Here is a 26,537-nt window from a genome sequence, read left to right on the forward strand (position 1 = left end):
TGGATCGTAACAGGTCGTGCGCGGCAGTCGTCAACCACAATCGCATACCACTTTAGGTGCATCTGGTTGGCCTGTTGCGCAGATTCCTGCTGCACCCGCACATTAAATTCGCGCAAAGTGGTCTAGGTAGATCACCGGGGTAGACTTTAGTACCAATTCATTGACATTGGTCCAGTAACCGTGAATCTTCCGGATCGAATCCGTGTATTCGGACGATCCATCCTGGGAGGGAGATCACGATGTTGCATGACCGCCGCACGGCCTCGCCACGAGGCCTTCGCCCCACCGCGCTGCATACCGCGCTGATGTTTGTCCTGTGCACCACTGCGGCCGTGCCGCACGTCCATGCGCAGGATGCCCAAGCCCCGCCCGCGCAGGCCACCACCCTGGACCAGGTCCAGGTGACCGGCACGCGCGGCACCATCCAGACCTCCATCGACAAGAAGCGCGAGGAGACCGTGGTCTCCGACGTGCTCTCGGCCGAGGACATCGGCGACCTGCCGGCGCTGTCGATCGGTGAAGCCATCGAAACCATCACCGGCGCCTCCACCCATCGCGAGAAGGGCGGCGCGTCGGAAATCTCGATCCGTGGTCTCGGCCCGTTCCTCGGCTCGTCCACCTTCAACGGCCGCGAGGCCACCAACGGCAGTGGCGACCGCTCGGTGAACTTCAACCAGTTCCCGTCCGAACTCATCAACACCGTGGCCATCTACAAGACCCAGCGCGCCGACTTCGTCGAAGGTGGCGTGGCCGGCACGGTCAACATGGAAACCGTCAAGCCGCTCGAATACGGCAAGCGCACCTTCCAGCTCGACGGCCGCGGCACCTGGCAGGACTACGACGACCGCCTCAAGGACAAGGACGGCGTGGGCTGGCGCGGTACCGCCAGCTACATCGACCAGTTCGACATGGGCGCGGCCGGCAAGCTCGGCGTGTCGGTCGGCGTGCAGGCGCTGCAGGGCAGCAACCCGGAAGAAATGTTCTCCAGCAGCTCCACCTGGGTGGCCTGCGATGGTGGCGAAGTGGTGGGTGCCACGCGCAACTGCACCCCCGTCAACGGCAAGCAGGTGGCCGACGGCACGCCGTACTACCTGGTGCCCAGCAGCCGCATCTACCGCCAGTTCATCGAACACGACAAGCGCGACTCACAGTTCGCCGCGCTGCAGTGGCGACCCAGCGACGCGGTCGAGGTCAACCTGGACTACCAGCACTCCAAGCGCGACTACACCGAAGACCGCTCGGACCTGTCGCTGTCCTCGATGATGCGCAACCTCAACAACCGCGTGGTCAGCGATGACGGCGCGCTGCTGCACCACACCGGCAGCACCACGGTGGATTCCACCGGCAACTTCCTGGAGCGCAAGGAGGAATACACCGGTGGCGGCCTCAACGTGGTGTTCCGCCCGACCCCGGCCTGGACCCTGTCCACCGACCTGTCCTACTCCAACACCCTGCGCGACCAGATCGAGCGCTCCACCCGCCTGCGCGCCGGCCGTACCGACGTCAACGGCAACCCGGTGGGCGGCATCAAGAACACCCGCTATGTCGACTACACCTACGACTACAGCGGCGATGTGCCCAGCATCTACCTGGATCCGGCGTTCGATGTGAACAACCCGGACAACTTCACCGACTCGGCGCTGGTCCGCCGTCGCCAGCAGACCCGTGAGCACACCATCCGCGCGCAGCGTTTCGATGCGGCGTTTACCCCGGAAAGTGGCTTCTTCACCGCACTCAAGGGCGGCCTGCGCCGGTCCGAAGCGACCTATACCGACTTCACCGACACCAACGACATCACCACCACCAATGTCGCCGCGATCCGTGCGGCCAACCGTGCCTGCCGGCAGGAATTCCCGCAGGATGACTTCCTGGCCAACGCCAGCGGCAACACCATCGACCAGTGGGCCAGCTTCGACAGCCGCTGCCTGTTCAATGCCTTCACCGGCGTGGACGACACCGGCCTGAGCGCGGACCTGCGCGACCCGGCCAACAACGATGTCACCGAGAAGACCAGCGCGGTCTACTTCATGGGCGACTACAGCAGCGAATGGTTCGGCCTGCCGGTCACCGGCAACATCGGCCTGCGCTGGGTGCGTACCGACGTGCGTTCGGTCGGCCTGCGCAGCGGCATGGATGTGACCAACAACCCCGACGGCACCGTGACCCTGCGGCCCACCGGCGATTTCACCCGCCAGGTGCTCAAGTCCAGCAACGACCAATGGCTGCCCAGCTTCAACGCCGCCTTCGAGCTGCGCCCGGACCTGCTGCTGCGCGTCGGCGCCTACCGGGCCATGTCGCGCCCGGACCTGGCCGCCGAAGGCTATGGCCGCAGCTTCAACCTGGATGACGTGGATACCGAGTTCAACAACGTCGGCGATGCACTGCGCAGCATCACCGCCACCGGCAACCCGCGCGCCAAGCCGCTGATGTCCTGGAATGCCGATGTCTCGCTGGAGTGGTACGCCAACGCCGACACCATGCTGGCCACCGCCATCTACTACAAGCAGTTCAACGGCGGCTCGGTGCCGGTGGTGGTGGGCGAAACCTTCGATATCGACGGCGAAAGCGTGACCGTGCCGGTGGAGCAGCTGGCCACCAGCGACCAGAAGAGCGACCTGGTCGGGTTTGAACTGACCGGCTCGCATGCCTTCTCCTACCTGCCGGGGATCTTCTCCGGGCTGGGCGTGAAAGCCAGCTACAACTACGCCCATTCCAACTTCAAGACCGAAGACCTGCGCCTGGGCGAGTCCACCGACCCGGCCACCGGCATCGTCACCCCCGGCATCGTCGAGCCGGCCAACATCTTCGGCCTGTCCAAGCACGTGGCGTCGGCCCAGGTGTACTGGGGCCTGGGCAAGCTGGACCTGCAGGCCATCTACAAGTACCGCTCCGACTATTACCAGCAGTTTGTCGGCGACCCTTCGCAGAACCGCTACGTGCGCGACAATGGCTCGCTCGACTTCCGCGCGACCTACAAGGTGAACAAACACCTGTCGCTCTCGCTGTCGGCCAGCAACCTCACCGACGAGCCGCGCGTATCGGATATGCCCATCCTGGGCAGCTTCCGTGAGTACACCACCTACGGGCGGCGGTATTATCTCGGCGTGCGTTACCGCTTCTGAGGCAGGGCGGCGTGGCCTGAGGGTCGCGCCGCACTCTCCGGGCGCGGGCCGCATGTCGGTTCCCAGCCACCGTACAGCCAGGCCTTTGATGATGTCCGAACCCCGTCTCTACCAGTCCATTGCCGCCGAAATCGTCGCGCTGATCGAGAAGGGCGAATTCCCGCCGGGCTCGCGCCTGCCCGGCGAGCGTGACCTGGCCGAACGCCTCGGCGTCAGCCGGGTCACCGTGCGTGAGGCGGAAATCGCGCTGGAAGCGCAGGGCCTGATCACCATCAAGACCGGTTCGGGCGTGTATGTGAAGGCCCGCCCGTCGCAGGTACCGGGGGCATTGCCGGACGTGTCCGCCTTCGACCTCACCGCCGCCCGCGCGGTGATCGAGGCCGAGGCGGCGGCCATGGCCGCCAGCCGCATCACCGATGCCGAAGTGGACCTGCTGGAGGGCCTGATCGCGGCCATGGTCGACCCGGCCTCGGGCGAAGCGGCCGCCAGCGAGGCCGACCGCCAGTTCCACCTGACCATCGCGCGGATCGCCGGCAACCCGGTGGTGGAGCACTGCGTGCAGCTGATCTGGCGGATGCGCAACGAGCTGCCGCGGGTCCGGCAGGTCTACGCCAACGTCTGCCACAACGACGATGACACCCGCGACGACGAACACACCGCCATCCTCGACGCGCTGCGCCAGCGCGACCCGGCCGGCGCGCGCACGGCCATGCGCAACCACTTCCAGCGCCTGTTTGAATCGATGCTGGAAGCCACCGAGAACGAAGCCCTGGCTGAAATCCGCCGGCGCACCCAGCAGGATCGCGAACGCTTCATGGCCGCCACCGGGCACTGAGCCCGGCGCGGGCAGGGCGGGTTACTCGCCCTGGTACTGCTTTTCTTCCACCAGCGCAGAGCCGGCGATACGGTTGATCTCGTTTTTCACCTTCACCCGCTCGCCGTTGGTGCCGTACACCCCGCGCGCCAGCTGGATGAACGCATCGTCGAAGACCTGCGCCGCTTCCTTGTCGCGCAACTGGTCCTGGATGTCCCACATGCGCACGTTGATCGCCTTGAGCTGGGTCTTCAGCGCCTCCAGCCCCGGCTGGGTCGCCAGCTGCGCCTGCCACAACGGCCACAGGCCATCCAGTTCCTTGCGCACGTTGGCATTCTTGCCCGCATCGCGGATGCGCTCGGCCTTGATTTCCAGGATGGTGATCTTGTCGATCAGCTCGCCAATCGACACCGGGGTCAGGATCGCGTCCACGCCATTACTCGCAACAGGGTCAGAGCGGCCATGATAGCGCGGCCCCCGTAGCCGGGCCGCGACGCAGGATTTACGCGAAATTTGCGCGGTTCAGCCCTGCTCGCCCTCGCAGCTTTACGCTGCCAGCAGGAACACTGCGCACCTCGACGGCGCCGCCGTCCGATGGAGTGGCAAACGTGGTGGTTGAACATACAAACCGGCGCATCGCGCGCCGCGGCAGCGTGCTGCTGCTGGGCCTGGCGATCAGTGGCGCGGCCTCGGCCGCAGTGGAAGGCAATGCAACGCTCACCTCCGATTATGTGTGGCGCGGCAGCTCGCAGAGCGATGGGGACCCGGCCGCACAGGCGGGGGTCAAACTCAGCAGCGACAGCGGCTGGTACGCCTCGGCCTGGGGTTCAGGGGTGTCGTTCCAGCCGGACAACGGCGCCCGCAGCGAGTTCGACGTGGTGGCCGGGTGGGGCGGGGCGCTCAGCCAGAACTGGGCGCTGGACGTAAACCTCACCCGCTACCTCTACCCGTCCAGCCATGTGGATCTGGACTGGACCGAGTTCAACAGCACCCTCACCTGGCAGCAGCGCTACTGGCTGCAGGTGGGTATCTCCGATGACGCGCTGGCCGGCGGGCACGCGGGCACCTACGCGCAGCTCGGCGCGCGGCTGCCGCTGGGCGCGCAATGGCGGCTGGAAGGCGCGGTGGGCCGTTACTGGCTGGCCAGCGCACAGGGCGATGACTACCTGCACGGCCAACTCAGCGCGATCTGGACGGTGCATGGCCCATGGGAATTGCGCCTGACCGCGCACGACACCGACGGCGCCGCCAAGCGCCTGTTCCCCGGGAATGCCGGTTCACGCGTGGAGTTCGCGGTGCAAACCGCCTTCTGATCCCCCGTAGAGCCGACCGTTGGTCGGCTGCCCACAGATCACCGGCGTCCCATCACCGCGTGCAACGGCAGCCGACCAACGGTCGGCTCTACGGTTCCGCATCAGTGGGCAAGTGGCCTCACCCGGTCCGCTTTTCCGCCACCACCGCAAACGCCCACACCGCCATCGCCACCGCCGCCACACCCGCACCGGTCACGCACACCCCGATCCAGCCATACGCGCCATACACCTGCGCCGATACCAGCGACCCCAACGACCCGCCAATGAAGTAGCCGGTCATGTACCCCGCATTGAGCCGGTTGCGCGCCTCCGGCCGCAGCGCGAACACCACGTTCTGGTTGCTCACGTGCAGCAGCTGCGCGGCCAGGTCCAGCACCAGCACGCCCACCACCAGCGCCGCCAGCGACTGCACCGAAAAGCCCAGCGGCAACCATGATGCGGCCAGCAGCACCAACGCCACCGTCGTCGCCAACGCCGCCTTGCCGCGGTCGGCCATCCGCCCGGCCACGCCCGCTGCCAGCGTTCCGGCCGCGCCCACCAGCCCGAACAGCCCGATCGTCGCATCGCTGTAGTGGTACGGCGCGCCCGCCAGCAGGAATGCCAGCGGCGTCCAGAACATCGCGAACATCGCAAAGCTCAGCGCCCCCAGCAGCGTGCGCAAACGGAACACCGGCTCCTGCACGAACAACGTGCCGATCGAACGCAGCAGCGCCCCGTAGCCCAACCCCGCATGCTGGTGGAAGCGCGGCAGATTGCGATGCAGCACCCAGGTGGTCAGCACCAGCGTGCCGGCCGCCATCCAGTACACCCAGCGCCAGTCGCCCAGCGACGACAACGCCCCGGCCACCGTGCGCGCCAGCAGGATGCCCAGCAGCAGCCCGCTCATCACCGTGCCCACCACCTGGCCGCGTTCTTCCGGCTTGGCCAGCGTCGCTGCGAACGGCACCAGCACCTGCGCCACCACCGAAAACAGCCCGGTGATCGCCGTGCCCACCAGCAGCCACACAAATTCATGGCTCAGCGCGCTCACCACCAGCCCGGCCGCCGACAACAGCGACATCACCACGATCAACCGCCGCCGCTCGAACATGTCGCCCAACGGCACCAGCAGCACCACGCCCACGCCGTAACTCAACTGCGCCGCCGTCACCAGCATCCCGGCACGCCCGAACGACACCCCGAACTCGCCGGCGATGGTATGCAGCAGTGGCTGCGCGTAGTAATTGCTGGCCACCGCCACGCCGGTGGCAAAGGCCATCAACAGCACCTGCCAGCGGCTCAACGGGGTGTGTACATCGGCGGTCATGACGCGTCCAGACTCCAGGGGGACGCCAGTGTCCGCCTCACCAGGCGATGATGGAAATGAATAGTTATCATCCAACGCATCTTAAAAATAGATGGGTAACCGGGATGTCGGCGTGAACCTCAAACAGCTCGAGTTCTGCGTGGCGCTGGCCGAAGAGCGCAATTTCACCCGCGCCGCCGCGCGCTGCCACGTGGTGCAGTCTGCACTCAGCCACCAGATCGCCCACCTCGAAGCAGAACTGCAGGCCACCCTGTTCGAACGCCTGCCGCGCCAGGTGCGGGTCACCCCGGCCGGCGAGGTGCTGCTCACCCACGCCCGCCAGGTGCTCGATTCGCTGCGCCACCTGCGCGAAGACGTCGCCGCGGTGGCCGGCCAGGTGCGCGGCACCCTCACCATCGGCCAGATCACCTCGCTCACCGCCGTGGACCTGGTGGCGTGCCTAACCGCCTTCCACGTGCGCTACCCGCAGGTGGAATTCCGCCTGCGCATGGATAAAAGCGAAGTGCTGATGGAAGACGTACGCGAGCGCCGCGTGGACGTAGCCCTGGTCGGCCTGTCGCCGGGCACCGCCATCGACGGCGCCTGCCACCGCCTGCTCGCCGAAGAATCGATGGTCGCCGTGCTGCCGCCCACCCACCCGCTGGCCAGCCGCAAACGGCTGTCGCTGGCCACCCTGGCCGAGCTGCCGCTGGTGGACTTCCAATACGGCAGCGGCGCGCGCCGGCAGACCGACGAAGCCTTCGCCGCCGCCGGGCTACCGCATCGGGTGCCGTTCGAGATCAACCACATGTCGCTCATCGAGCGCTTCGTCCAGCAAGGGCTGGCGGTAGGCATCGTACCGGTGGCCATCGCCGCCGGGTTCAACGGCGTGGCCTGCGTGGCCATCCAGGACGCGCCCGTGCGGCGCGTGCATGCGGTGTGGTCACGCCTGCCCACGCCAGCGGCGCGGGCCTTCATGCAGGAACTGCTGCAGCACGTGGCACCGCAGGCCGAGCCACGCGCAACCGGCGGTCTCAGGCGGCGCGCACGCGCAGGGTGAGACCCTTCAGGAAGTTACGCAGCAGCTGGTCGCCGCAGGCGCGGTAGTTCTTGTGGTCGGCCTGGCGGAACAGCGCCGACAGCTCCGGCTTGGACACCGGGAAACCGGCGCCCTCGAAGATCTCGTGCATGTCCACGTCCTTCAGCTCGAAGGCCACGCGCAGCTTCTTCAGCACCAGGTTGTTGCTGATGCGCTTTTCCACCGGGCGCAGCGGCTGGCTTTCATCGCGGCCACGGAAGTGCACCACCAGGCCATTGAGGAAATGCGACAGGGTCGCATCGTCGCAGGCCACGAAGCCTTCCTCGTCTTCCTTGCGCAGCCAGCCCGGCACATCGGCCTTGTCCACCACGAAGGCGGGGTCGGCCAGGGCACAGGTGTCGGCAATCATGCCGTCGCTCAGGTCGAGCATGTAACGCAGGCTGCGCAGTACATCGTTGTTGATCATGGGGGCATCCAATACCGCCGGCGCGGCTGCGCGGCTGGCGGCCATTTTACCCCGTGCCGGGCGCGCGCCCCGCTGCGACCGGCCGGACTGTCATCTGGCTGCCATGAAAGTGAAGCACAGTGCCGCCATCAGGCACGTACAGGCAGTGGAGCAGGCAATGCGCAGGTGGCAGGTAATGGCGGGTGTGGGAATGCTGTGGCTGGCCGCAACGGCCGCCGCCCAGACCCCGTATGTGGCGATCGAACAGCGCGTGGACCCCCAGGCACTGTCCCAGGTGGGGCTCAGCCCGGCCCAGCTGCAGGCCCTGAACCGCCTGCTGCGCGAGGCCGACGCGCGCATCCCGGCCGCGCCGGTCGCCGCCGCCCCGCTGGCCGCCGCCGGCATGCCCACCCCGGCGCCGATGTTCCCCGGCCTGGATGACGGCCCCATCACCGCCAAGGTCACCGGCGACGTAGCCGGCTGGGCCCCCGGCACCGTGTTCACCCTGGACAACGGCCAGCAATGGCAGGTGCTCAAGGGCGAGATGAAGCTCCGGGCCACCCGCAGCAACCCGGACATCGTGGTCGTCCCCGGCATCGCCGGCCGCTGGTTCCTGCAGGTAGACGAAGACCTGCCCAAGGCCCGCGTGTTCCGCATCCGCTGATCGCGTCGGCCCATACCCCCCGCATCGGTGCGAAAATACCCGTGATTTCCACGGAGACCCCCGATGACCCGTACCGCTCTCATTACCGGCGCCACCTCCGGCTTCGGCGCTGCCGCCGTCCACCGCTTCGCCCAGGCCGGCTGGCGCGTCATCGCCACCGGCCGCCGCGCTGAACGCCTGCAGCCGCTGGTGGAGGCCTACGGTCCCGAGCGCGTACACGCGGCCGTCTTCGACGTGCGCGACGGCGCCGCCATGGAAGCCGCGCTCGGCGCGCTGCCGGCCGACTTCGCCGACATCGACCTGCTGGTCAACAACGCCGGCCTGGCCCAGGGCACCGCCCCGGCCCAAAGCGCCTCGCTCGACGACTGGCGCACCATGATCGACACCAACGTCACCGCGCTGGTCACCCTCACCCACCGCCTGCTGCCGCAGCTGGTCGCGCGCAAGGGCGCCATCATCAACATCAGCTCGGTGGCCGGCGTGTACCCGTACCCGGGTGGCAACGCCTATGGCGGCACCAAGGCCTTCGTCAGCCAGTTCTCGCTCGGCCTGCGCGCCGACCTGCACGGCACCGGCGTGCGCGTCACCACCATCGAGCCGGGCATGGCCGCCACCGAGTTCACCCTCGTGCGCACCCACGGCAACCAGGCCGCCTCGGACACCCTGTACACCGGCGCCAACCCGATGACCGCCGAGGACATCGCCGAGCAGATCTTCTGGGTCGCCAACCTGCCGGCGCACCTCAACATCAACCGGCTGGAGCTGATGCCGGTAAGCCAGTCGTTCGCCGGCTTCCAGGTAGCCCGCGACTGACAAAACGGCACCGCTGCCCCGCCGCCGCGCAATCCCGCCGCGTAGAGCCGACCGTTGGTCGGCTGCTCCTCGCACATGGCCCGGGCGGAACACGCCCACGGTCACCGCTAGCCGACCAACGGTCGGCTCTACGTCAGGCGGCCGTCCACACCGCCAGCTCGTACCCATCCAGATCGCGGAAATGGAACCGCCGTCCACCCGGGAAATCGAACGCCTCCCGGCACACCACCGCCCCGGCCGCTTTCAGCCGCCGCTGCGCATCGGCCAGGTCGTCGGCATACACAATCACCAACGGCCCACCCGGCCGCACTGGCTCGCCGGTGGTGAAACCGCCGCACAGCCGCCCATCATTGAACTCGGTATACCCCGGGCCATAGTCGGTGAACGACCACCCGAACACCTCCCCGTAAAACGCCTTGCTGCGCGCGATATCGGCCACGTTGAATTCAATGTTGTCGATGCGGCGGTCGTTGCCGTCTGCGGTACTCATGGGGGGCATCTCGCTGAAAAGAGCCCCATCCTCGCGCGCCCCCATGCCACCGTCTTGAACAAAACGGCCACTCACCCCGCGTGATGCGCCCGCAGCGCCACCGCGCCCATCCCGGCCAGCGCCCGCGCTTCCCGGCTCAAATGCGCCTGGTCGGCATACCCGCAGTCGGCCGCCAATGCGGCCAGCCCAACACCGCGCTGCACCCGCGCCACCGCCAGGAAGCGCTGCAACCGCAGAATCCGTTCCAGCATCTTCGGCCCGTAGCCAAACTGCTCATGGCACAACCGGCGCAGGCTGCGCGTGCTCAGCTGCAGCGTGGTGGCTACCGCACCCAGGTCGCCATCGCCTGCACCCACCTGCGCGAACACATGCGCCGCCCCCCGGTGCGCCCCGGCCGCATTACCCGGCAGTTCGGCCAGCAACTGCGCGAACAGCGCCTGCCGAGCATCGGCGTCGCCCAGCGCGTTCAAGCGCGCCGCCATCTGCCGCGCGCGTGCACCCAGAATCGCGTCCAGCGGCACCGCCGAACCGACCATTTCCACCAACGGCACGCCCAACCACCCACGCGCCGCACCGGGCCGGAAGCGCGCGCCCAGCACCTGCGCGCCGGGCGTCAGCTGCGGGTGCGCGGCCACCACATCCGGGCCCACGGCAAACAGCTGCCCATCGCGCCACAGGATGTCCACGCAACCGTCCGGCAGGATCGCCACATCACCGCTGAAATCGAGCGGCAGGTCGCTGCGCCACAGCTGGCCGAAACCAGCGCGCAGCGCGGGCGGCGGCAGCCATTCGCGGTAGCGCTCGGTGGCACCGGCAGGGTCGGGCGTATCGGCAGGATCGGGGTGGGAGGGCATGCGCGGACGATAACGCACTGAGGCTGGCGAGGAACGCGACCGCTCAGGCGGCCCACATGAGACCGGCAAGACCATCTGCTGGGCGCCTACCTGGAAGGGATCCGGGCGCCAGATCGAAAAAGAAAAAGCCCCGCATTGCGGGGCTTTTTCAGGGCTCAAGGCCAACTAGGTGAAGCAAAGGGCTCAAGGGCCACTGCGGCAATCAAGAGCGCCGACTAACAGTCGGCTCTACGTAACGGTGCGGTGCACCGTTACTGCGCCTTGATCGCCATGGCTTGAAGGCCCGTCCCATCCAGCTTCTGCTTGGCTTCGGCCAGCTCGCCTGCGGTGCCATACGGCCCCATGCGCACCCGGAACACCGTCTTGCCGTTGATCTGCGCCGATTCCACCCGCGCCGCCAGCCCGATCATCGCCAGCTTGGCCTTGGTTGCCTCGGCATCGCCGGACGCGCCAAACGCGCCGGCCTGCAGGATGTAACGCACGTTGCTCGCGGCCGGCTGGGCTGCAGCCATGGCTGCCGGTGCGGTAGCCGCAGGCGCGTCCGGCTTCGGCGTGGCAGCCGCCACCTGCGCCGGAGTGGCCGCAGTAGTGGTGGTCGCCGGGCGTTCGGTCACCGGGGCCGGCAGTGGCGCCCTGCCCGCGGTGTTTGGCGAGGTAGTGGCCGCCGTACTGGTGGCTGCCGGGGTCGCCGGCGCCGGGCGGCCTTCCAGCGCCGCCTGCGCGCGCTGCGCCTCGGCCTTGGCCCGGCGCTGGTCTTCGGCGCGCGCGCTGGCGGCCAGCTCCGCATCGGACATCTCCACTTCCTTGCCGGGCAGCAAGGTGTAGAAGTCGTACTGCGTGGCCGCCGGCTTGGCCGGTTCAGCAGGCTTGGCCGCCGCACCCGGCTTGGGCAGTTCAGCGCCCACGTCGGTCTCGGCGTCGCTTACCGGCGCCGGCTGTGCATCCGGGTTGGGCTGCGGGCCTACCCGCAGGAAGCCGTCGCCGTCGTTCTTGAACAGGTTCGGTGCCGCCAAAAACACCACGGCCGCAATCGCCACACCGGCCACCAGCCACACCCATCCCGGCGTGCCCTGGTTGCTGTTGCGCCGTGCCTGGCTCTTGCCGCGTCGTGCTGCCATTTACTGCTTCTCCACTGCTTACATTTTTTCCGGGGCGGAAACGCCCAGGACGTTCAGACCATTGGCCAGCACCTGCCGCGCCGCGCAGGCCAGCGTGAGCTTGGCGTTGCGTTCGGCGTCGTCAGCCACCAGTACCTGCGTACCGTGATACCACGTGTGGAAAGCATGCGCCAATTCACGCAGATACTGCGCGATCAGATGCGGTTCCAGTGCGATTCCGGCCGCTTCCACTACTTCGGGGAAGCGCGACATTTCAATCATCAGCCACAGCGAGGCCTCATCGCTCAGCGCCGCCAGCCCAGCCGTGCCTTCGGTGGGCGTGTAGCTCAGGCCCTTTTCCTGGCCCTGGCGCAGCAGGCTGCATACCCGGGCGTGCGCATACTGCACGTAGAACACCGGGTTGTCGTTGCTCTGCTGGCGGGCCAGGTCGATATCGAAGGTCAGCTGCGAATCGGGCTTGCGCGCAATCAGGAACCAGCGGGTCGCATCGCGGCCGGCTTCCTCGATCAGATCGCGCAGGGTCAGGTAGCTGCCGGCCCGCTTGGACAGCTTCACTTCCTCGCCGCCGCGCATCACCGTCACCATCTGGTGCAGCACGTATTCCGGCCAGCCTTGGGGAATGCCCACGTCCAGCGCCTGCAGGCCGGCACGCACGCGCGCCAGCGAGCCGTGGTGGTCCGCCCCCAGCTCGGTGATGGCGCGCTCATAGCCGCGCTGCCACTTGCTCAGGTGGTAGGCCACGTCCGGCAGGAAGTAGGTGTAGGTGCCGTCGGACTTGCGCATCACGCGGTCCTTGTCGTCACCGAAGTCGGTGGAGCGCAGCCACAGCGCGCCGCCTTCCTCATAGGTGTGGCCGGCCGCCTTCAGCTGGGCGACGGTCTCTTCCACCTTGCCGTCCTTGTACAGCGAGCTTTCCAGGAAGTAGATGTCGAAATCCACCCCGAACGCGGCCAGGTCCTGGTTCTGCTCGTTGCGTAGGTAGGCCACCGCGAAGCGGCGGATGCCATCCAGGTTGTCCGGATCGCGCTCGCCCACCACCGCGTGGCCTTCCAGCTCCACCGTGGCGCCGGCCAGGTAGGCGTTGGCCACGTCCTGGATGTAATCGCCGCGGTAGCCGCCTTCGGGCCAGCCGGCGTCGTCGGGCTTGAGCCCCTTGGCGCGCGCCTGGGTAGACAGCGCCAGGTTCTCGATCTGCACGCCGGCATCGTTGTAATAGAACTCGCGCTTGGCGTTCCAGCCGTTCGCATCCAGCAGGCGCGCGACGCAATCGCCGATGGCGGCGGCGCGGCCATGGCCCACGTGCAGCGGGCCGGTCGGGTTGGCCGACACATATTCCACGCCCACGGTACGGCCGTTGCCGCTCAGGTTGTGGCCGTAATCGGCGCCTTCCTTGAGCACACTGGCCGCTTCGCGCTGGTAGGCGCTGGGGGCGAGGTGGAAATTGATGAAGCCCGGGCCGGCAATCTCAACGCGCAGCACATCGGTACTTTTGGGCAGCGCATCCAGCAGCGCCTGGGCCAGGGCGCGCGGGTTGCTGCGCGCCGGCTTGGCCAGCAGCATGGCGGCATTGGTGGCGAAATCGCCGTGCTCACGGGTCTTCGGGCGTTCCACCACGAATTCCGGGGTCAGGGTATCGGCCGGCAGAGTGCCGTTGGCGCGCAAGGCTTCGATGCCTTGGCTGATCAGGGCGCGGAGGAGATTTTTCACAAGGCCTGCTTTGGGACTGGAGCGGCGGAATCGGCAATTTTAGCCTAGATGGGGCGGGGATCTATTGAATGCCAGAAGGGCAGGCGGTCTCGGCGGGGCGTTGTGGCCGTTCAAGGCGGGGAAACAAGCCTGCCGGGCTGACCAACCCGTTCAGCCGGGGAAGGCCAGTCGCCGTTCCAGCCAGCCGCGTTCAGCCATGGAGACCGGGGTGCCTTCGCCCACCACCACGTGGTCGAGGAGGCGGATGCCGACCAGGTCTAGCGCCTGTTGCAGATGGTGGGTGATCTGCCGGTCGGCGGCCGAGGGTTCAGCGCTGCCGGAAGGGTGGTTGTGGCTGACGATGACCGCAGCGGCGTTGTGCAGCAGGGCGCGGCGGACTACCTCGCGGGGGTACACGGCGGCCGCATCAATGGTGCCAGTGAACAGTTCTTCGTAGCCCAGCGTCCGGTTGCGGGTGTCCAGAAACAGTGCTGCGAACACTTCCTGCGGTCGGGAGCGCAGCCGTTGTTTGAAGTAGCGTGCCGCCGAGCCCGGATCACGCATGCTCTCGCCTCTATCCAATTGTGCGCGTAGATGCCGGTTGGCCAGTTCCAATGCGGCCACCAGCTTGCATGCCCGCGCAGGGCCCAGCCCAGGCAACTTCATGAGCTTTGCGGCATCCATGTCCAACAGCTTCCGGAGGGGACCATGAACTTTCAGCAGCTGATGTGCACACTCCAGTACATGCAGGCCTTTAGATCCGGTTCCCATGAACAGGACCAGCAGTTCTACGTCGGACAACGCCCTCGGGCCCTGTGCCAGAAGTCGTTCACGAGGGCGTTCTTTCTTGGGCCATTCGTTGATTGCCATGTGGGTCAGTGTCGATCGGCGCCCGCACCGTCGCTACAGGGACGCCTCTCATGTTGGGGTGGGAATGTGAAGAGGGCTGCTGTCAGGAAACCCACAAGAGCGAGAGCTTCCTGACGGGGCTTGAAGAAGCGGTAGGGCGACCTACGTGAGGCACAAGCGGGAATGTAAGAGGTCCAGATGCAGGCACTCAAATTACGTGTGGTGCTTGCACGCCGGGATCGCCCCGCCGCTCTTGCGCCCAGAGTGATCGTTGTGGTCAGCAGTAAAAAAGAGATCTTTAATAACAATGGAGGTAGCTAAAGAAGACTTTTCTAGCGTCTCGTCTACCCACAATGTCACCCAGTCACAGGCATCGCAGGCTCACGCACGACCGTCTTGCAGACTTGGCTCCACCGATATCCGCACGTAGCCTGCGCTGCTACTCGCCTGCAGCCACTTGATCGCGTATCGACGCTTCCTGCTCCATGCTGGTGTCATCTGCAGCCGCAACACACAATGAGGCCACGCGGCATTGAGCGACGTCCAAGGACGCGATGTGCTGCAACCGCCCTGACACGAGATGAGCGCAAGCAGCCGCCATGTCGCCATCATCCAGGCCGCGCAAGTCCAGCCACGTCTGCTTTTTCAGGCCGCGTTCGGGACAAATGACCCCCAGATGGAAGCCTGGATAGGGATCACCGTGATAACAGGCGGGTGTCTCTGGTCTGCCATGTCGACGACTTGTCAGGAGACGCCAGACGAGGTCACCACTCCGTCTGCCATGCGCCAATACGAGCAGATATTTTGGAAGCAACTGCCCGCTGTCGGAGTGGGTGTAAAAATCGTTGGCAAGAAGGATACATCCTGGCGCGAGCCTGGGATCGTGAGCCATGCGTCAGTGCGTCCGCGCCGCAGCAAATCCTTCATGCATGGCAGCCGATGCAAGGACGGCCTCGCGATCAGACGCGTCGGCAGGAATCGCAAGACGGTAATCAATCACCTGATCATTGCCTTCCCCGTCACGCCAGGTTTTGCACCAAGCGCCGTTCTCTGCATGCGTGACATCGATCATGGACTCAGAAAGCGTGTCGCGATATTTCAACGCGATGCCCTCCAAAAGCCGCATTTCCCGTTTGCTGAAATGGCGAGCGTCAAACGGCTGTAGTGGAACGACTTGTTCGCGCCAGTAGCTGATGACCTGCTCAGGGACAATGCTGATCGCGTTGCGCAGCGCATCGTCCGGTTGATCCCACTGCTGCACCAGCTCGGCCGGCACCGGTCCCATTCGCCACGCGCGATACTCCAGTCCGGTAACACTGCGACCCGTCTGCCGGAAATGCTCGAAGTCCAGCAGAAAAAGCAGCTTGAACAGCTTGATTTTGCCAAGCGCCTGCGTGTGATGCGCGAAGTAAAGAATGGCCTGTACGAATTTTTCTTCCGTATGGCTTTTCAGCACGGACCTTCTCCCAAACGCCTCATCTTCACTATTCTACGCGCCGGTACCTGAATTCGCTATATCACATTATCTACTGCGATGCACGCGCTGAGAGGTGGGGTGAATCAGCACGCATCGCGCCGCTGGCAACCGGTCAGTCAACTTTTCTGGGTCACTGGTATGGCGCGCTCATAGCGGAAATCGCTGTCCTCATGCCCCTGAGGCATCAGCCCCCCACACCCCATCAGGTAAGCTAATCGCCTCAGTACGACAGGAAATTCGCAGGTGGCTGACTCCCCCCAGGCTTCTCCGGCGTCCGCACGCCCGCTCCAAGGCCAGAAGCTGCTCCTCTGTGTAGGTGGCGGCATCGCGGCCTACAAGTCGCTCGAACTGGTGCGTCGCCTGCGCGACGCCGGGGCCCAGGTGCAGGTCGCCATGACCGCCGGGGCCCAGCAGTTCGTCACCCCGCTGAGCTTCCAGGCCCTGTCCGGCCAGCCCACTCGCACCACCCTGTGGGACAGCGCCGCCGAGCAGGCCATGGGCCACATCGAGCTGGCCCGCTGGGCCGAGCGCATCATCGTGGCCCCGGCCACCGCCGATCTGCTGGCCCGCCTGGCCCACGGCCACGCCGATGACCTGGTCACCACGCTGTGCCTGGCCACCACCGCCCCGCTCACCGTGTGCCCGGCCATGAACCACCGCATGTGGCAGCACCCGGCCACGCAGGCCAACATCGCACTGCTCAGCGAACGCGGCGCGCAGGTGATCGGGCCGGAAGACGGCCCGCTGGCCGAAGGCGAATCCGGCCCCGGCCGGCTCACCGAACCCAATGCCATCGTGGCCGCCCTGGCCGCGCTGCAGGCCCCGGCCACCACCGCTGCCGCGCCCGCCCAGCAGTTGCAGGGCCTGCGCGTGGTCATCAGCGCAGGCCCCACCTATGAAGACCTGGACCCGGTGCGCTATGTGGGCAACCGCAGCAGCGGCAAGATGGGCTACGCGCTGGCGGCGGCCGCCGTGCGCCAGGGCGCGCAGGTGGTGCTGGTCAGTGGCCCGGTGCAGCTGCCCACCCCCGCCGGGGTGGAGCGGGTGAACGTGCGCTCGGCCGCGCAGATGCGCGAAGCGGTGCTGGGCGCGCTGCCGGCCGACATCTATATAGGGGCGGCGGCGGTGTCCGATTACACCCCGCGCCAGGTGGCCCCGCAGAAATTGAAGAAGACCGCCGGCACCCAGACCCTCACCCTGGAGCTGGTGCGCACGCCGGACATCCTGGCCGAGGTGGCCACGCAGACCAACGCGCTCAAATTGGTGGTCGGCTTTGCCGCCGAAACCCATGATGTGGAGAAATACGCGCGCGGCAAGCTGGTGGACAAGCGCCTGGACCTGGTAATCGCCAACCAGGTGGGTATCGCCAACGGCGGTTTTGAAAGTGATGAAAATGCGGCCACGGCGTACTGGCAGGGCGGCGAACAGGTGTTCCCCGGTACCTCCAAGACGCTGCTGGCCGAACAACTGTTGTCTTTGATTGCCCAGAGGTTGCACGCATGAGCGTTGATTCCACCCTTCAGCCATTGCAGGTCAAGCTGCTCGACCCGCGCTTCGGCGATACCTGGCCGCTGCCGGCCTACGCCACCGAGCACAGCGCCGGCATGGACCTGCGCGCGGCGCTGGAAACCGAACTCACCCTGCAGCCGGGCGATACAGCGCTGATTCCCAGCGGCATCGCGATTCATATTGCCGACCCGAACCTGGCCGCCGTGGTGCTGCCGCGCTCGGGCCTGGGCCACCGCCACGGCATCGTGCTGGGCAACGGCACCGGGCTGATCGACGCCGATTACCAGGGCCCGTTGCTGATCAGCGCGTGGAACCGGGGCCGCGAGCCGTTCACGCTGCAACCCGGCGACCGCATCGCGCAGCTGGTGGTGCTGCCGATTGCGCGCGTGGGCCTGCAGGTAGTGGATACTTTCACCGACAGCGCCAGGGGAACGGGTGGATTCGGCCATACCGGGGTGCGCTGACAGGGGGAACATCCATGAGCAAGGCGAAGGCGGGCGGGCAACCGCGGCTGGCCAGCAAGCGTACCGGTCCACTGTTGGTGGGCGCGCTGGTGCTGCTGGGGCTGTGGTTTGGCTGGAGTGCGGTGCGGCAGTGGCGTCAGGCCTCGGTAGGCACGGCGCTGGAGCTGTCGCGCGACCAGGTGGTGGCCGGTGTGGAAGGCGCGTTGACCGCGCAGGTGGCGCAGCTGCGCAAGCTGGTCAAGAGCGAGCGGGTGACCGCCGCGCTGGCCAATGCCGACGCCGATGCCGCTGCGGTGGCCATCCGCGAAGGCTGGCCCGGCACCGAAGAGGTGCAGGTGCTGGGCGCTGCACTGGAGGCGGCCTACGCCGATCCGAAGGCGTTCGGTTACTCGCGGCTGGCGCTGCTGGAAGCGGCCAATGCCCAGGATGAGGTGGTGGCGCGGGTGGTGCGCGATGCCGGCGGGCAACGTCTTGGCCTGGCGGTGCCAGTGGAACTGGGCGCGCAGGGCCGGGCGCTGGTGTACGTGCGCCAGCCGTTGCTGCGCCTGACCGCCACCTTCGACCAGGTGCGCGTGCCCGAATCCGGTTACCTGGCGCTGCGCCAGGGCAACCACAACGTGATTGAACAAGGCAGCGCATCGCTCGGCGATGGTGCCGAGGCGCTGGCGCGCCCGATCGGCAAGAGCAGCCTGCGCCTGGCTGCGGCCGTGCCGGATATCGAAGCCGGCCCGATGGGCCTGGGCATGGTGGCCAGCGCGGTGGTGGCGGTGCTGCTGCTGGCCATCGCGGCGATGCTGCAGTTCGGCAAGGGCAGGGTGGCGCTGCCGCGTCGTCGCGCAGCGGCCGATGCCGGCGACACCGATGGCCCGACCCTGCGCGAGAGCATCGAGCTGGCCCCGGTGATGGCCGCGGCGGTGGCCAGCGGCGATGCGCCGCTGGCGGTACCGGGCGTGGCCGGGCAGGACGTGCCGGCCGGTATCTTCCGCGCCTACGACATCCGTGGCGTGGTCGGCCCTGAGCTGACCCCGAAGGTGGCCGCGCTGATCGGCCAGGCCATCGGCTCGGTGCTGCAGGTGCAGGGCCTGCGCGACATCGTGGTGGGCCGCGACGGCCGCCTGTCCGGCCCGGAACTGAGCGCGTCGCTGATCGAAGGCCTGCGCCGCGCCGGCTGCAACGTGATCGACATCGGCCTGGCCCCCACCCCGGTGGTGTACTTCGCCAGTTACCACCTGCGTGCCGGCAGCTGCGTGGCGGTCACCGGCAGCCACAACCCGCCGGACTACAACGGCTTCAAGATCGTGGTGGGCGGCGAAACGCTGTCCGGCGATGCCATCACCGAGCTGTACCAGCGCATCGTGGATGGCCAGCTGCAAGTGGCCGCCGAACCGGGCAGCCTGCAGCAGCGCGAGGTCAACGCCGATTACATCCAGCGCATCGCCGACGACGTGCAGCTGGACCGCCCGCTCAAGGTGGTGGCCGATGCCGGCAACGGCGTGGCCGGCGAGCTGGCCCAGCCGCTGCTGGAAGCCATCGGTGCAGAGGTCATTCCGCTGTACTGCGATGTGGATGGCACCTTCCCCAACCACCATCCCGACCCGAGCGACGCGGACAACCTGCAGGACCTGATCCAGACCGTGAAGCGGTTTGATGCCGATATCGGCCTGGCCTTCGATGGCGATGGCGACCGCCTCGGCGTGGTCACCAAGGAAGGCCGCATCATCTACGCCGACCGCCTGCTGATGCTGTTCGCTGGCGACGTGCTGATGCGCAACCCGGGTGCGTTGGTGATCTACGACGTCAAGTGCAGCGGCAAGCTGTCTGATTACGTGCTGCGCAACGGTGGCAGCCCGCTGATGTGGAAGACCGGGCACTCGTTGATGAAGGCGAAGATGCGCGAGACCGATGCCGAGCTGGCCGGTGAAATGAGCGGGCACTTCTTCTTCAAGGAGCGCTGGTTCGGTTTCGACGACGGGTTGTATGCGGCCGCGCGCCTGCTGGAAATCCTGGCGCAGCGCGAAGAGACGCCGTCCGAAGTGCTCGATGCATTGCCCGACAGCGTGTCCACGCCGGAGCTGAAGGTGCCGGTGGAATCGGGCACCCCGCATGCGCTGGTGTCGCTGTTTGTGTCGGCCGCGCAGGTGGAAGATTCGCCGTTTGCCACTGCACGCCTGTCCACCATCGATGGCCTGCGCGCCGATTTTGCCGACGGCTGGGGCCTGCTGCGTGCCTCCAACACCACCCCGGCATTGGTGCTGCGGTTTGAAGCCGATGACGAGGCGGCGTTGGAGCGGATCAAGGCCTTGTTCCGCGAACAGCTGCAGCCGCTGCTGCCAGGGGTGGAGCTGGGATTCTGACGGTAGGCCACGACCGTTGGTCGTGGCGCGACGCAGCCGGGCGGTGAGGCGCTGTACCGACCAACGGTCGGTACCTACGGGGTTGCCGGATCCGGGATCGTGTGGCCCGGGATCCGGTCGTGGCGGGTCAGCCCTTGAACCGCAAGCCCACGCCCGGTTCGGTGAACAGGTAGCGCGAATCCAGTGCGGAATCGCCCAGCTTGTGGCGCAGTTTCCCCACCAGGATCCGCAGGTAATGGGTGTCGTGCTGGTGGGTAGGGCCCCAGATTTCCTGCAGGATCTGCGGCTGGGTCACCACCCGCCCGGCGTTGCGCAACAACAACGACAACAACGCGTATTCCTTGCGCGTCAGCGCCACCGGCACGCCCTGCAGCTGCACCTCGCGGCGCACCAGGTCGATGTGCAGGTGGCCGTCGTCGAACTGCGGCAACACGCCATCGGCCGATACCGTATGCGTGCGCAACAGCGCGCGTACCCGCGCCATCAGTTCCTGGGTGCCGAACGGCTTGGTCACATAGTCGTTGGCACCGTTGTCCAAGGCCTGCACCTTTTCGATCTCGCTGGCGCGCACGGTCAGCATGATCACCGGCACCTGGCTCCACTGGCGCAGCTCGGCCAGCACCTGGTGGCCTTCCATGTCCGGCAGGCCCAGGTCCAGGATCACCAGCTCGGCGCCCTCGCTCACCAGCATCTCCAGCCCGGCCTGGCCGGTGGCGGCCTGCAGTACGCGGTAGCCCTGCGCGCGCAGGCTGATATCGAGGAAGCGGCGGATCTGCGCCTCGTCATCGATCACCAGCACGCGCGCCGGCGGCACGCCTTGGGGCAACTCAGGGGTCGTCGTGGTCATCGGCAGGATGCGGTTGCAGCAGCGGCAGGGTGATGCGGATCAGGGTACCGCGTCCGTCGCGGCCCGGCAGCGCCTGCACGCTGCCGCCATGCGCGCCGATCATGCCCTGGCAGATGGTCAGGCCCAGCCCGGTGCCATGGCGGCCACGGTCGCCGCGCTCCACGCTGTAGAACATGTCGAAGATGCGCGCACGCTCGTCGTCGGGAATGCCCGGGCCGGCGTCCAGTACATCGATGCGCAGGTCGCCCTCTACCAGCCGCGCCTGCACCTCCACCGCAGCACCGGGCGGGGAGAACTTGGCGGCGTTTTCCATCACGTTGAACACCGCCTGCTCCACCAGCGCCGGGTGCACCCAGATCGGTGCCAGCGTGGCGGGAATATCCAGTTTCAGCAGCACCTCCGGCTGGTAGCGCTGCAGCCGCCGCGCCGCCGACCCCACCAGTTCATCCACGCCGATCCAGTCGCGGTTGATCTGCAGCCCCTCATGGCCCAGCCGGGTCATGTCCAGCAGGTTCTGGATGTAGCGGTCCAGCCGCTCGCCTTCCACCAGGATGGTGTCCAGCAGGGCGCGCCGGTCCTGCGCGTCCATCGCATCGGCATAGCTGGACAGGCTGTCGGCCGAGCCGATCATCGCCGCCAGTGGCGAGCGCAGGTCATGCGATACCGAGGACAACAGCGCCGAGCGCAGCCGCTCGGTCTCGTTGCTCACATGCGCCTTTTCCAGCTCGGCTACCAGTTGGGTGCGCAGGGCGGCCTGGGCGATGTCATCTACCATTCCCTCGGCCAGCTGGCGTTGTTCGGGGGTCAGCCGTGGCACCCCGCGGGCGAAGCGCATGCCGGCCACGCCAATTGCGCGGTCGTCACCGTCCAGCAGTGGCAGGAACCACCATTCCGCGCCAGCCAGGGTGTCGGTGAAGCGGCCGCTGGGCTGGCCATGCCGGCGTGCCCAATCGGCGGCGGCCAGGTCGGTCTCTCCCGGCGCGGCGCTGCCGCTGGTGCTGGTGTCCTGGCCGATGCGCAGCCATGCCGGCGTATCCAGGGCCTGCTCCAGGGCTTCGCGCCCAGCCTGCGCAACGTCTTCGTTGCTGGCGGCCCGGGTCAGCTGCCGCCCCAATGCCTGGCGCGCGTTGGCGTGGCGGTTGGACGCGCGCAGCGCCACCACCTGCATGCGCAGCCGTGATGCCAGGCGCCCGGCCACCAAGGCCGCGGCCAGGAACAGGAACACGGTGATCACGCCTTGGCGCGCGCTGATGGCAAAGGTGAAGCGCGGGGTGATGAAGAAGAAGTTGTAGGCCAGGAAGCACAGCGCCGCGGCAATCACCGCCGCACTGGTGCGGCTGCGCGCGGCCACCATCACCACCGCCACGATGAACACCATCGACAGGTCATACAGCCCCACCCAGCGCTCGGCCACCAATGCCACCAGGCAGGCAATTGCCGTGGCGCCCAGCGCCAGCAGGGTGTCCTGGCCGGTGCTGCGGCTGGGCACGCTCAACCCGGTGCGGCGCGCGCGCGCACGCGCCTGCGGGGTGCCGATGATGGTGATCTCGTAGTGCGCGCCACGCTGGATCAACTGCTGGGTGAGGGTGCGGTTGAGCATGCGCGCGACCGGGCGCTCGCGGGTGCGGCCCAGTATCAGGGTAGACACGCTGTTGTGCGCGGCATGGTCCAGCAGCGCATCGGCAATGCTGGACCCGTGCAGCAGCTCGGCCTCGCCCCCCAGGCGGCGGGCGAGGGCGAACGCCGCGTCGATCTCGCGCCGGGTGTCCTCGTCGTTGCGCCGGCCCTGCACGGTCACCACCGTCCACGGCGCATCGCGACGCTCGGCGATACGCCGGCCCACGCGCACCAGGTACTCGCTCTGGCCGCCGCCGTCGATGGCCACCAGCACCCGCCGCCGCAACGGCAGGTTGGCTTCGCCACGCGCGGCGCGGGTCTCGCGCAGGCTGCTGTCCACGCGGTCGGCCGCTTCCTGCATCGCCAACTCGCGCAGCGCGGTGAGGTTGGCTGGCGAGAAGAACGCCTGCAGCGCCTGCGCAGCCTGCTCGGGCACGTACACCTTGCCCTGCTGCAGGCGCTCGATCAGCTCACGCGGCGGGATATCCACCAGCACGATGTCGTGCAGGCGGTCCAGTACCGCATCGGGCACGGTCTCGCTCACCCGCACGCCGGTGATGCGCATCACCACGTCGTTGAGGCTTTCCAGGTGCTGGATGTTGACCGTGGTCCAGACATCGATGCCGGCCTCCAGCAGTTCCATCACGTCCTGCCAGCGCCGCTCGTGGCGGCTGCCCGGTACGTTGCGGTGGGCCAGCTCGTCCACCAGTACCAGTGCCGGGTGCCGTGCCAGCACCGCGTCCAGGTCCATCTCGCCCAGCACGTGCTGCTGGTAGGTACGTTGCACCCGCGGTACCTGCGGCAAGCCCTCCAGCAGCGCCGAGGTTTCGGCGCGTCCGTGGGTTTCCACCAGCCCGACCACCACGTCCACGCCACGGCGCAGTTGTTCGCGCGCGCGGGTGAGCATGCTGAAAGTCTTGCCGACGCCGGGCGCGGCACCCAGAAACACAGTGAGCTTGCCACCGGCTTCGCGTTGCAGGCGTTCAACCAGGGCGTCGGCCTGGCGGGTACGTGGGTCGCTCATGGAGAGGGATTGTGCGCGCAACCACGCAAACGGTGCATCACAGCGCCTCGGTGTGCCGGGCGCTGCCCGGCAGCGCATCCAACGCCAGATTCAATGTCATCACATTCACCCGCGGCTGGCCGAACACGCCCCACTGCGGCCCCAGCGTATGCGCCTGCACCAGCGCGGCTACCTGCCCAGGCAACAGCCCACGGCTGCGCGCCACCCGCGCGATCTGCACCTGCGCGGCGGCCGGCGACAGTTCCGGGTCCATGCCCGCGCCGGATTGGGTTACCAGATCACCGGGTACCTGCGCGGGGGCGATGCCCTCGCGCGCAGCCACCGCGGCGATGCTGGCCTGCACACGCTCCTGCAGTGCCGGGTTGCTGCGCGCCAGGTTGCTGCCAGCGGCGGCCATCGGGTCGTAATTGGCTGCCGAGGGACGCGCCTGGAAGTAGCCCTCGCCATTGAACGGCTGGGCGATCAGCTGCGAGCCACGTACCTGGCCATCGCGCAGCAACAGGCTGCCATCGGCCTGGGCCGGGAACAGCCAACGGCTGACCCCCGTGGTGGCCACCGCATAGGCCAGGCCAAGCAGCAACAGGCTTACCAGGCCCAGCATCAACGCCGGGCGCCACGCGCCGTGCTGCTGCAGGGTGGCCGCGTCTACGCCACGGGCGCGGGTGGCGCGGGGCAGGGAGGTTGCAAGCGAACGGTTCATGCGCCGAATACCGAGACAAGGAAGAGGTCGATCAATTTGATGGCCGCAAACGGCAGCAACACCCCGCCCAGCCCGTACACCAGCATGTTCCGGCGCAGCAGCACGGTGGCCGTGGCCGGGCGGAAGCGCACCCCGCGCAATGCCAGCGGGATCAACGCCGGAATCACCAGTGCATTGAAGATCAGCGCCGCCAGCACCGCGTTGCGTGGGCTGGACAGGTGCATCACGTTCAACGCTGCCATCGCCGGCAGGGTGGAGGCAAACAGCGCCGGCAGGATCGCGAAATACTTGGAGACATCGTTGGCCAGCGAGAAGGTGGTCAGCGCGCCACGGGTGATCAACTGCTGCTTGCCCACTTCCACTACCGCCAGCAGTTTGGCCGGGTCCGAATCCAGGTCGACCATGTTGCCGGCCTCCTTGGCCGCCTGGGTGCCGGAGTTCATCGCCAGGCCGATATCGGCCTGGGCCAATGCGGGCGCATCGTTGGTGCCGTCGCCCACCATGGCCACCAGCCGGCCACCGGCCTGCTCGGCACGGATGCGCGCCAGTTTGTCTTCCGGGCGGGCCTCGGCGATGTAGTCGTCCACGCCGGCCTCGGCGGCGATGGCGGCGGCGGTCAGCGGGTTGTCACCGGTGATCATCACCGTGCGGATGCCCATCGCCCGCAGCTGCGCGAATTTCTCGCGCATGCCGTGCTTGACCACGTCACTCAGCTCGATCACGCCCAGTACGTGGCGGCCTTCGCACACCACCAGCGGGGTGGCGCCATTGCGTGCCACCTGCTCCACCCGGCCGGGCAGTTCGGCCGGCACCGTGCCGCCCAGCTCGCGTACATAGGCGGTGATCGCATCGGCAGCGCCCTTGCGGATGCGCCGGCCGCCATCCAGGTCCACGCCGGACATGCGGGTCTGCGCGGTGAAGGCCAGGTACTCGGCGACATCGGGCTCTGCGGTAACGCAGCCCTGTTCGCGCGCCAGCCGCACGATCGACTTGCCTTCCGGGGTCGGGTCGGCCAGCGAAGACAACAGCGCCGCTTCACGCAACTGGCTGGTATCGATCCCGGCCAGTGCGTGGAAGTGGGTGGCCTGGCGGTCGCCGTAGGTAATCGTGCCGGTCTTGTCCAGCAGCAGCACATCCACGTCGCCGGCTATTTCCACCGCCTTGCCCGACTTGGCCAGCACGTTGGCGGCCAGCGCGCGGTTCATGCCGGCGATGCCGATGGCCGGCAGCAGCCCGCCGATGGTGGTGGGAATCAGGCACACCAGCAGCGCGATCAGCAGCAGCGGGTCGACCTTGACGCCCACGAACGCACCGATCGCCGGCAGCGTGGCCACCACCACCAGGAAGGTCAGGGTCATCGCCGCCAGCAGCAGGGTCAGCGCGATCTCGTTGGGGGTCTTCTGGCGGTTGGCGCCTTCCACCAGCGCGATCATCCGGTCCAGGAAGCTGTGCCCGGGCTCGGCGGTGACCCGCACGATGATCTGGTCCGACAGCACCTTGGTGCCGCCGATCACGCCACTGCGGTCGGTGCCGGCCTCGCGCAGCACCGGTGCCGATTCCCCGGTCACCGCCGCTTCGTTGATCGTGGCCAGGCCCTGCACGATCTCGCCATCGGCCGGAATCAATTCGCCGGCACTGACGATCACATGGTCGCCCGGGCGCAGTTCGGCAGCGGGCAGCTGGGTTTCGCTGGCCCCGGCATGCGCGGCGGCCAACCGGCGCGCGCTGAGGTCCTGGCGGGCACGCCGCAATGACGCGGCCTGGCCCCGCCCGCGTGCTTCGGCTACCGCTTCGGCGAAGTTGCCGAACAGCACCGTCAGCAACAGGATCGCGGTAACCGCCAGGCCGAAGCCCAGCGGCGCCTGGCCGCTCAGGGTGACCACCAGGCTGACCACGGTGCCGGCCATCACCACCGCCATCACCGGGCTGTGCAGGAGGTGCCGGGGGGACAGTTTGATGACCGAATCGCGCAGCGCACGGCGCCAGCCGGCACCGTCCAGCAGGCGCTGGCGGCGGTGGGAAGAAGCGTTCAAGGGATAGGTACTCATGGGAG

At 67.5% G+C, this 26,537-nt stretch carries 23 protein-coding genes; 9 read left to right on the plus strand and 14 right to left on the minus strand.

Annotated elements, in window-relative coordinates:
- Positions 1 to 239: 239 nt before the first annotated feature.
- Entirely contained in the window at positions 240 to 3,122 is a 2,883-nt protein-coding gene (locus AC3IR9_RS01605; RefSeq protein ID WP_489293607.1) for a TonB-dependent receptor, read from the plus strand.
- Positions 3,123 to 3,213: 91 nt separating this feature from the next.
- Positions 3,214 to 3,957 carry a FadR/GntR family transcriptional regulator gene (locus tag AC3IR9_RS01610; protein WP_489293608.1) on the plus strand — a complete coding sequence of 248 codons (744 nt, stop codon included), beginning with the start codon at positions 3,214 to 3,216 and terminating at the stop codon, positions 3,955 to 3,957.
- A 21-nt stretch (positions 3,958 to 3,978) separates the two neighbouring features.
- Here the strand turns inward: AC3IR9_RS01610 and AC3IR9_RS01615 are convergent, their stop codons facing one another.
- On the minus strand, positions 3,979 to 4,368 hold the full coding sequence (locus AC3IR9_RS01615) for a DUF6165 family protein (protein ID WP_489293609.1): 390 nt from the start codon (positions 4,366 to 4,368) through the stop codon (positions 3,979 to 3,981).
- A 179-nt stretch (positions 4,369 to 4,547) separates the two neighbouring features.
- Here AC3IR9_RS01615 and AC3IR9_RS01620 point away from each other — a divergent pair, with 179 nt between their 5' ends.
- Positions 4,548 to 5,249: a TorF family putative porin gene (locus AC3IR9_RS01620; RefSeq protein ID WP_489293610.1), complete on the plus strand. Its 702-nt coding sequence runs from the start codon at positions 4,548 to 4,550 to the stop codon at positions 5,247 to 5,249.
- 118 nt (positions 5,250 to 5,367) lie between these two features.
- On the opposite strand, the gene AC3IR9_RS01625 is transcribed toward AC3IR9_RS01620, so the two are convergent.
- On the minus strand, positions 5,368 to 6,555 hold the full coding sequence (locus AC3IR9_RS01625) for an MFS transporter (RefSeq protein WP_489293611.1): 1,188 nt from the start codon (positions 6,553 to 6,555) through the stop codon (positions 5,368 to 5,370).
- A gap of 112 nt (positions 6,556 to 6,667) precedes the next feature.
- Here AC3IR9_RS01625 and AC3IR9_RS01630 point away from each other — a divergent pair, with 112 nt between their 5' ends.
- Positions 6,668 to 7,594 carry a LysR substrate-binding domain-containing protein gene (locus AC3IR9_RS01630; RefSeq protein WP_489293612.1) on the plus strand — a complete coding sequence of 309 codons (927 nt, stop codon included), beginning with the start codon at positions 6,668 to 6,670 and terminating at the stop codon, positions 7,592 to 7,594.
- On the opposite strand, the gene AC3IR9_RS01635 is transcribed toward AC3IR9_RS01630, so the two are convergent.
- Positions 7,569 to 8,039, minus strand: coding sequence for a YehS family protein (locus tag AC3IR9_RS01635; protein WP_489293614.1), 471 nt, complete (start codon positions 8,037 to 8,039; stop codon positions 7,569 to 7,571). The two genes, AC3IR9_RS01630 and AC3IR9_RS01635, sit on opposite strands and share 26 nt — an antisense overlap.
- Positions 8,040 to 8,214: 175 nt before the next feature.
- On the opposite strand from AC3IR9_RS01635, the gene AC3IR9_RS01640 reads away from it, so the two are divergent.
- Positions 8,215 to 8,682, plus strand: coding sequence for a hypothetical protein (locus AC3IR9_RS01640; RefSeq protein ID WP_489293615.1), 468 nt, complete (start codon positions 8,215 to 8,217; stop codon positions 8,680 to 8,682).
- A 63-nt stretch (positions 8,683 to 8,745) separates the two neighbouring features.
- Positions 8,746 to 9,495 carry an SDR family NAD(P)-dependent oxidoreductase gene (locus AC3IR9_RS01645; RefSeq protein ID WP_489293617.1) on the plus strand — a complete coding sequence of 250 codons (750 nt, stop codon included), beginning with the start codon at positions 8,746 to 8,748 and terminating at the stop codon, positions 9,493 to 9,495.
- 133 nt (positions 9,496 to 9,628) lie between these two features.
- Here AC3IR9_RS01645 and AC3IR9_RS01650 read toward each other — a convergent pair whose 3' ends face one another.
- The 7 genes from AC3IR9_RS01650 to AC3IR9_RS01680 all read right to left on the minus strand — a co-directional run bounded on the left by AC3IR9_RS01650 (position 9,629) and on the right by AC3IR9_RS01680 (position 15,948).
- Positions 9,629 to 9,985: a VOC family protein gene (locus tag AC3IR9_RS01650; RefSeq protein WP_489293618.1), complete on the minus strand. Its 357-nt coding sequence runs from the start codon at positions 9,983 to 9,985 to the stop codon at positions 9,629 to 9,631.
- Between the two features lie 71 nt (positions 9,986 to 10,056).
- A complete protein-coding gene (locus AC3IR9_RS01655; protein WP_489293620.1) occupies positions 10,057 to 10,839 on the minus strand; it encodes a helix-turn-helix domain-containing protein in 783 nt (260 codons plus the stop codon).
- Positions 10,840 to 11,090: 251 nt separating this feature from the next.
- On the minus strand, positions 11,091 to 11,957 hold the full coding sequence (locus AC3IR9_RS01660) for an SPOR domain-containing protein (RefSeq protein WP_489293621.1): 867 nt from the start codon (positions 11,955 to 11,957) through the stop codon (positions 11,091 to 11,093).
- A gap of 18 nt (positions 11,958 to 11,975) precedes the next feature.
- Positions 11,976 to 13,664: an arginine--tRNA ligase gene (gene argS, locus AC3IR9_RS01665; protein ID WP_489293622.1), complete on the minus strand. Its 1,689-nt coding sequence runs from the start codon at positions 13,662 to 13,664 to the stop codon at positions 11,976 to 11,978.
- Positions 13,665 to 13,814: 150 nt separating this feature from the next.
- Positions 13,815 to 14,513: a RadC family protein gene (radC, locus tag AC3IR9_RS01670; RefSeq protein ID WP_489293624.1), complete on the minus strand. Its 699-nt coding sequence runs from the start codon at positions 14,511 to 14,513 to the stop codon at positions 13,815 to 13,817.
- A 418-nt stretch (positions 14,514 to 14,931) separates the two neighbouring features.
- Positions 14,932 to 15,384: a hypothetical protein gene (locus tag AC3IR9_RS01675; protein WP_489293625.1), complete on the minus strand. Its 453-nt coding sequence runs from the start codon at positions 15,382 to 15,384 to the stop codon at positions 14,932 to 14,934.
- A 3-nt stretch (positions 15,385 to 15,387) separates the two neighbouring features.
- Positions 15,388 to 15,948: a Panacea domain-containing protein gene (locus AC3IR9_RS01680; RefSeq protein ID WP_489293626.1), complete on the minus strand. Its 561-nt coding sequence runs from the start codon at positions 15,946 to 15,948 to the stop codon at positions 15,388 to 15,390.
- 264 nt (positions 15,949 to 16,212) lie between these two features.
- On the opposite strand from AC3IR9_RS01680, the gene coaBC reads away from it, so the two are divergent.
- The 3 genes from coaBC to AC3IR9_RS01695 are packed head-to-tail and all read left to right on the plus strand — an operon-like array spanning position 16,213 to position 20,296.
- Positions 16,213 to 17,472 carry a bifunctional phosphopantothenoylcysteine decarboxylase/phosphopantothenate--cysteine ligase CoaBC gene (gene coaBC, locus AC3IR9_RS01685; protein ID WP_489293628.1) on the plus strand — a complete coding sequence of 420 codons (1,260 nt, stop codon included), beginning with the start codon at positions 16,213 to 16,215 and terminating at the stop codon, positions 17,470 to 17,472.
- A complete protein-coding gene (dut, locus tag AC3IR9_RS01690; RefSeq protein WP_489293629.1) occupies positions 17,469 to 17,942 on the plus strand; it encodes a dUTP diphosphatase in 474 nt (157 codons plus the stop codon). The genes coaBC and dut overlap by 4 nt, the downstream gene beginning before the upstream one ends.
- A gap of 14 nt (positions 17,943 to 17,956) precedes the next feature.
- A complete protein-coding gene (locus AC3IR9_RS01695) occupies positions 17,957 to 20,296 on the plus strand; it encodes a phosphomannomutase/phosphoglucomutase (RefSeq protein WP_489293630.1) in 2,340 nt (779 codons plus the stop codon).
- A 127-nt stretch (positions 20,297 to 20,423) separates the two neighbouring features.
- On the opposite strand, the gene AC3IR9_RS01700 is transcribed toward AC3IR9_RS01695, so the two are convergent.
- Genes AC3IR9_RS01700 through kdpB form a run of 4 tightly spaced genes read right to left on the minus strand, consistent with a single transcriptional unit; the run spans position 20,424 to position 26,532 of the window.
- Entirely contained in the window at positions 20,424 to 21,143 is a 720-nt protein-coding gene (locus AC3IR9_RS01700) for a response regulator transcription factor (protein ID WP_489293631.1), read from the minus strand.
- Positions 21,124 to 23,784 (minus strand): ATP-binding protein, encoded by a 2,661-nt coding sequence (locus AC3IR9_RS01705; RefSeq protein ID WP_489293633.1) that lies wholly within the window; start codon positions 23,782 to 23,784, stop codon positions 21,124 to 21,126. The genes AC3IR9_RS01700 and AC3IR9_RS01705 overlap by 20 nt, the downstream gene beginning before the upstream one ends.
- A 37-nt stretch (positions 23,785 to 23,821) precedes the next feature.
- Entirely contained in the window at positions 23,822 to 24,484 is a 663-nt protein-coding gene (kdpC, locus tag AC3IR9_RS01710) for a potassium-transporting ATPase subunit KdpC (RefSeq protein WP_489293634.1), read from the minus strand.
- Positions 24,481 to 26,532: a potassium-transporting ATPase subunit KdpB gene (gene kdpB / locus AC3IR9_RS01715; protein WP_489293635.1), complete on the minus strand. Its 2,052-nt coding sequence runs from the start codon at positions 26,530 to 26,532 to the stop codon at positions 24,481 to 24,483. Before kdpB ends, kdpC begins: the two co-directional genes overlap by 4 nt.
- Between the last annotated feature and the right edge of the window lie 5 nt (positions 26,533 to 26,537).

This window comes from Stenotrophomonas sp. GL_101 (assembly GCF_057835675.1).